Here is a 301-nt window from a genome sequence, read left to right as displayed (position 1 = left end):
ACGAAAACCATCTTATTCTTTGGCTGTTTGGTTTTTTTCTAAATCATCAAGGCGTTTTTTCAAGTCAGCATTGTCGACAGATACTTTCAGCACCATTTCCTTAAAAGTTTCAAATTCTTCGCGTGGAACAAGATCAAGTTTATTGGCGATCTTCTCAGCCTGCAAACGAAAAGCTGTTCCCGCTTCACGTCGTATACCTTGTGCAACATCAGCTGCATCTGTTGCTAATTTTGCCAATTCATCAAGAATACGGTTTGATCCATTGCGCATAACGTCTTTCCTTAAATTTTAAATTACTAAC

1 protein-coding gene is annotated in these 301 nt (G+C 38.2%); it reads right to left on the bottom strand.

Annotated elements, in window-relative coordinates:
- Positions 1–12: 12 nt before the first annotated feature.
- Positions 13–270 carry an accessory factor UbiK family protein gene (locus ACFINZ_RS11475; protein ID WP_011181019.1) on the bottom strand — a complete coding sequence of 86 codons (258 nt, stop codon included), beginning with the start codon at positions 268–270 and terminating at the stop codon, positions 13–15.
- Positions 271–301 lie beyond the last annotated feature (31 nt).

This window comes from Bartonella sp. AA81SXKL (assembly GCF_042196945.1).
Taxonomy (GTDB): domain Bacteria; phylum Pseudomonadota; class Alphaproteobacteria; order Rhizobiales; family Rhizobiaceae; genus Bartonella.
This window is presented reverse-complemented; position numbering and strand designations above follow the sequence as displayed.